General features: G+C 49.5%; 3 protein-coding genes. All 3 read left to right on the top strand.

Going from position 1 to position 3118, the window contains the following annotated elements; translation table 11 throughout:
- Window positions 1-412 precede the first annotated feature (412 nt).
- The 3 genes from C7J97_RS14530 (at window position 413) to C7J97_RS14520 (ending at window position 3049) form a co-directional block, all read left to right on the top strand.
- Window positions 413-697, top strand: coding sequence for a hypothetical protein (locus tag C7J97_RS14530; protein ID WP_113993391.1), 285 nt, complete (start codon window positions 413-415; stop codon window positions 695-697).
- Window positions 698-863: 166 nt separating this feature from the next.
- Window positions 864-1328, top strand: coding sequence for a hypothetical protein (locus C7J97_RS14525; RefSeq protein WP_112120869.1), 465 nt, complete (start codon window positions 864-866; stop codon window positions 1326-1328).
- Window positions 1325-3049 (top strand): recombinase family protein, encoded by a 1725-nt coding sequence (locus tag C7J97_RS14520; protein WP_113998247.1) that lies wholly within the window; start codon window positions 1325-1327, stop codon window positions 3047-3049. The genes C7J97_RS14525 and C7J97_RS14520 overlap by 4 nt, the downstream gene beginning before the upstream one ends.
- The last annotated feature ends 69 nt before the right edge of the window (window positions 3050-3118 follow it).

Here is a 3118-nt window from a genome sequence, read left to right as displayed (position 1 = left end):
TCTGGAAAGGTGTAACACACTAGACTTTGTACCAAAGTCGTGTGCCAAGGGTGCTGCGCCCCTTTGGAATCCCTGCTCACATCGCCTGTGGGCGATGTGGATTCGCCGGACAGAAAGCTCTCACAAAGGTGCACCGGGCTGTCTGCGGCGAGGAAAAGGCACTTCTGCGGAAGTGTAATAACCCACTATGACGCTTTCAGCCCTGCGGTCTGCAAAGTGTAGTGGGCTCTCCGAGGGGGAAACGGCTATATAGGGTGCGCTTCGGGCAAATCGCTGCGTACGTGCGTACCAATCTCTCGTACGCACGTACGCAGTAAAACGGCTAAAATCTCCTATATAGGGGTGTTCTTCTGGAAATCAATATGATATACTCAACTTAACCAACCATCAACTAATAGGAGGCGGTAATATTATGGGAAAAACTTTTGTGTGTAGCTTATGCCGTAATGGAATCATTGGCGGTGGTTTGTACATTGATGAACAGAGCATTACATATTCAACTCAAAAGCTCACAGTCAGTCCACTGTATCGCAACCTTGTATTGCCCATGAACGAGATAAGGGAGCTTTCATGGAGTCAGATGGTCGTTCCTGTTGCAGCAATTTCCATGAAAAATGGAGAATGTTATAAATTTATCATATATAACAAATCAGGATTTGAAAAGGCATATAAGCAATATAGCAACCACCAAGAATGAAATCACCTAGCAGGGTTTGGGGCAGGCACGCCCCAACAAGAAACAGTCCCAAAGGGGACAGGAAATTTTCGAGTATTGAAAATTTGTGGCCACGGGACGATTCTTGCTCTCACGAAAACCCATACTTTTTGAAAATCCGCTTTTCGCAGCCAAAGGAGGATGCACCATGAAAAAAGAGATCGAAGCCTTCGTCAACGCAGCCAACGAGCAGGAGTTGGAAGCCGCATGGAATAACCTCTCGGCAGAGGAACAGCGAGTTTTCGAGCAGCTCATGGAGGAAGAACCACCCGAAGATGCACTGGCATTTTTCGCACAGCTGTATGATGATGCCCCGAAAGAGCAGACCAGCGAGACTGTGAACATCTCCGAAAATGAAATCTATTTCAAGCGGAAGCCCTTGACCGAAGAGCAGAAAAAACACAGCTCTTATGTGGACGAGAACGGCAACCTCCATGTCAAGAACCTGTCCGCTTTCTGGATTCCAGAACTGACCACCACGGAGAAAGTCGGTCACACCACCTACACCGTGACCGGCAGCTATGAGGGCAAGGAGTCCTTTTTGAAGAAGCTGGAGCGCATTGTTGCCAAGAACGCCCAGCAAAAATTTGAAGATGAGGGTGCAGACGAATGACAACTGCGTCCAATTCTGCTATACTTGACCCGGTAACCAATCCTGTACCGACAGTTGCTCCACAGAGTAAGGAGGACACAACAATGTCTGGAGCAACGAATAAAATCACCGCACTTTACTGCCGACTGTCGCAAGAGGACGCACGGCTCGGCGAAAGCCTGTCCATTGAGAACCAGAAGGCTATTCTTCTGGAATACGCTAAGAAGAATCACTTTCCGAACCCGGTGTTCTTTGTGGACGATGGATATTCCGGCACGAACTACGACCGCCCCGGCTTTCAGAGTATGCTGGTCGAGATTGAAGCGGGGCGTGTAGGAATCGTTATCACGAAGGATTTGTCCCGACTGGGACGCAATTCTGCCTTGACAGGTCTGTACACAAACTTCACTTTTCCCCAGTATGGCGTTCGCTACATTGCCATTAACGACAACTACGACACCATTGACCCGAACAGCGTAAACAACGATTTTGCGGGCATTAAGAACTGGTTCAACGAGTTTTACGCCCGTGATACCAGCCGCAAGATTCGGGCTGTTCAGAAGGCCAAGGGAGAGCGTGGAGTACCGCTGACGGTCAATGTGCCGTACGGCTATGTGAAAGACCCGGAGAACCCGAAACATTGGCTTGTTGATCCAGAAGCGGCTGCAATCGTGAAGCGCATCTTCTCCATGTGCATGGAAGGCCGTGGCCCGACCCAAATTGCAAACCAACTGTGGGTGGACAAAGTTCTGACTCCCACCGCCTATAAGTTGAGCCATGGCCTGAGTACGAACTCACCCGCCCCGGAAGACCCTTATCGCTGGGATAAAAGAGCAGTAAGTTCGATTCTGGAACGCCTGGAGTACACTGGCTGCACAGTCAACTTTAAGACCTATACTAACTCTATCTGGGATAAAAAGAGACATCTGAATCCCGTGGAAAATCAGGCTATCTTCCCGGATACACATGAGCGCATTATTGACGATGATGTGTTTGAAAAGGTTCAGGAGATTCGTAGCCAGCGTCACCGCATGACCCGGACAGGCAAGAGCAGCATTTTCTCCGGTATGGTCTACTGCGCTGACTGCGGTTCCAAGATGCAATATGGTTCGTCCAATCACAGGAACTTCAGTCAAGACTTCTTTGATTGCTCTCTGCACAAGAAGAACGGGAGCAAGTGCAAGGGACACTTCATCCGGGTAAAGGTTTTGGAGGGCCGTGTGCTAAGCCATGTTCAGCGGGTGACGGACTACATCCTCTGTCATGAGGACTACTTCCGCAAGGTCATGGAGGAGCAGCTTCGGGTGGAAAGCACCGAAAAGCTGACTGTCCTGAAGAAGCAGCTTGCCCGGAATGAGAAGCGGATCGCAGACCTCAAACGGCTGTTCATGAAGATTTACGAGGACAATGTTAACGGAAAGCTTAGCGATGACCGCTTCGACATGATGAGTCAGAGCTACGATGCCGAACAGAAGCAGCTGGAAGAGGAAGTTCTCTCCATCCAGCAGGAAATTGAAGTACAGGAACAGCAGATCGAGAATATTGAAAAGTTCGTCCAGAAAGCGCACAAGTACGTTCATATTGAAGAACTCACCCCTTATGCTCTCCGTGAACTGGTGTCGGCCATCTATGTGGATGCCCCGGATAAGTCCAGCGGAAAGCGGGTGCAGCACATCCATATCAAGTACGATGGGCTGGGGTACATCCCTCTGGATGAACTGGAAGCAAAAGAAAAGGCGTGACCGAAGTCACGCCAAATCTTCCCCATTTCGGGAGCTTTTGCAAATACTGTTTTATGGGAACTCTGCTAC

The sequence above is a fragment of the Faecalibacterium prausnitzii genome (genome assembly GCF_003324185.1).
Taxonomy (GTDB): domain Bacteria; phylum Bacillota; class Clostridia; order Oscillospirales; family Ruminococcaceae; genus Faecalibacterium; species Faecalibacterium prausnitzii.
This window is presented reverse-complemented; position numbering and strand designations above follow the sequence as displayed.

Excerpts from the sequence above, each read along its gene's own strand:
- C7J97_RS14525 (WP_112120869.1), top strand. The coding sequence starts at position 864 with ATGAAAAAAGAGATCGAAGCCTTCGTCAACGCAGCCAACGAGCAGGAG.
- C7J97_RS14520 (WP_113998247.1), top strand. The coding sequence starts at position 1,325 with ATGACAACTGCGTCCAATTCTGCTATACTTGACCCGGTAACCAATCCT.
- C7J97_RS14530 (WP_113993391.1), top strand. The coding sequence starts at position 413 with ATGGGAAAAACTTTTGTGTGTAGCTTATGCCGTAATGGAATCATTGGC.